This is a genomic window from Muribaculum sp. (assembly GCF_029051885.1).
Lineage (GTDB): Bacteria > Bacteroidota > Bacteroidia > Bacteroidales > Muribaculaceae > Muribaculum.
The window spans coordinates 1-2,359 of sequence record NZ_JAIDKI010000060.1; the positions used below are offsets into that span (position 1 = coordinate 1).

Here is a 2,359-nt window from a genome sequence, read left to right on the forward strand (position 1 = left end):
CGCCTATCTATGGCGGTAATGTCGTATGGTACTGGGTGTATTTTATTGATTGCCTAATAAATATGGAATTATCCTAAAGTAAGACATTAGCAATTTTCAGGTGCATTGTTGTGATTTGCAAAATGATCATTGAGCCATATTTGCAAATGTGAATGCGCAATTGTAAAATGCAAATTTGTAATTTACAAAAATATATTTTACATTTGCATTCTCAAAATTGCAAAATCAAACGCTAAAATGGATATATCATCGCGCCTCAAGGAGTTTCTTGATTATACCGGACTGCAGAGCACTCAATTTGCAGACACATGTGGTATACCCCGTCCATCTTTTTCTCAACTGTTGCGCGGACGCAATAAAAAAGTAAGCGATGAGGTTATTACAAAAATCCATGAGTCATTTCCTCAACTTTCCATACTATGGCTGATGTTTGGCGAAGGAGATATGGTGTTGTCTTCAAATATTAGAATCTCGGAGTCTGAAAACGCGGTAAATCCCCCACTCTATCCTGTGCAATCTGCTGATGATGAGTCGGATGATGTTGAGACGGATGATTTTTACAGTCAACGCGAATTATCTCAATCTACAAATATGCCTCCCCTCCCTGGTATGGATACCTCAGAGTTGACTCCTGGAAACATGCCATTTGTAATACCCGGTACTTCGGAAGCAAAAAATGACACTAATCATCATGGAAATACCAGGACATATAATAATGCACAACATGATTCAGTGTCATCAGTCAGTGTACTCTCCAATGATGCTAATCAGCGCCGTGTAGTAAGCATTATGGTGTTCTATAGTGATAAAAGTTTTGAAACCTTTGTCCCGGAAAAGACAAAATAATATATCAAAAATTTGTATCTTCGCTCAATCAAATATTAACGCCATGATAATACCTTATATCAAGAAAGAAAGGATTGAAGTCGCCGAGATTTCATCGTTGTTTGACCAATATGAAATTACTCCTCACCACATAGCTATAGCCAACTGGTCAAGTGAGTTTCCATATACTCCCGATGTCCTATTCCGCATAGCTCATAATGGTTCGATGATTCTGTTGGAATACACCGTAACCGAAGACTATGTCCGTGCAATGGCTCAGGAGGACAATGGCCCTGTCTGGGAAGATTCATGCGTGGAAATGTTCATTACATTCGACAATCTCAACTATTACAATGTCGAATGCAACTGTTGCGGCAAAGTATTGCTTGCGTGTGGTCCTGGCCGAAACAACCGCACATATTCTACCCCGGAGAATGTCGGCACTATCTTAAGAAATCCGTCGATTGCCGATGCTATATTTGACAGTCGTAAAGCACCGGATAAATGGAGTATCCGACTTGCCATCCCGGTCGACGTTTTTGTTGCTGACAATATCAAAAATCTCCATGGGATGAAAGCAAGAGCAAACTTCTATAAGTGTGGTGATAAATTGCCGGTGGCGCATTTCTTGTCATGGAAACCTATAGATGTACCATCGCCCGATTTCCACCTTCCCCAATTTTTTGGAGATGTTATTTTTGAATAATCTGACGGATTTTTTTATAAGCCCTATGTCGATTTGTCGGTAACATACTTTGGTCCCTTGTGGCGCTTTGCAACATAGTTGCATTGTTTATTGCTTAAATTAGCGCCATGAAAACCTATAAAGAAATGATACCGACTAATATTCCTTATTGCCGTAGTGTATTTGCACTTGCGGCAACTTTTGTATTCTCAGGACTTCTCTCCTGTTCTAATCATGACAGCCATAGTGACGAAGGCGAGAGTGAAGAACATGAACATTCCTCAGAAGAAATCATATTATCACCTCATTCGGCCCACCGCTTTGGCGTCAAAACCGAAATGGTCGCTGACTGCAAGTTGCCACGTGTAGTCCGTGCGTGGGGAGCACTTGAGGCAGTCCCCGGCACCGGACGTCAAATACTGTCTGCCCGCTCGGCTGGTATAGTCAGTTTGTCTCCACGTGCGGTTTCCGGCGCGTCGTTACGTCCGGGAGAGCGCATAGCTACAGTAAGCGGCAAAGGAGTCGCAGGCGGTGACGCCAACGCCGTTGCCGCTGAAGAACTGGCCGCCGCACAGAAGGAACTCGAACGCATCGAACCGTTACGCAATGAGGGCATAGTTAGCGAGCGTGATTATCAGGCGGCCCTATCTGCAGTAAAGAGATTAAGCGCAGCATACAGTGGCAATGGCTCGGGAAGCGCCGTAGTGGCATCTCAAAAGGCAACGGTGATAAAAGTGAATGTGGCCGATGGCGAATGGGTGGAAGCCGGCACACCGATAGTCGAGACCTCTACCGACAGTCGTCTTCTGCTACGCGTAGACTTTCCTTTGGCGATGCGCAATATGGCTA

Annotated in this window: 3 protein-coding genes; all 3 read left to right on the plus strand. The window is 43.9% G+C overall.

The features are described 5' to 3' along the window. The first annotated feature begins 237 nt into the window (after positions 1–237). Entirely contained in the window at positions 238–846 is a 609-nt protein-coding gene (locus K2I50_RS02675) for a helix-turn-helix domain-containing protein (protein ID WP_301024704.1), read from the plus strand. Positions 847–889: 43 nt separating this feature from the next. Beyond that, entirely contained in the window at positions 890–1,531 is a 642-nt protein-coding gene (locus tag K2I50_RS02680; protein WP_301024705.1) for a carbohydrate-binding family 9-like protein, read from the plus strand. Between the two features lie 107 nt (positions 1,532–1,638). Next, positions 1,639–2,359, plus strand: a 721-nt coding sequence (locus tag K2I50_RS02685; RefSeq protein WP_301024706.1) for an efflux RND transporter periplasmic adaptor subunit, incomplete at its 3' end; no start/stop codon positions are given.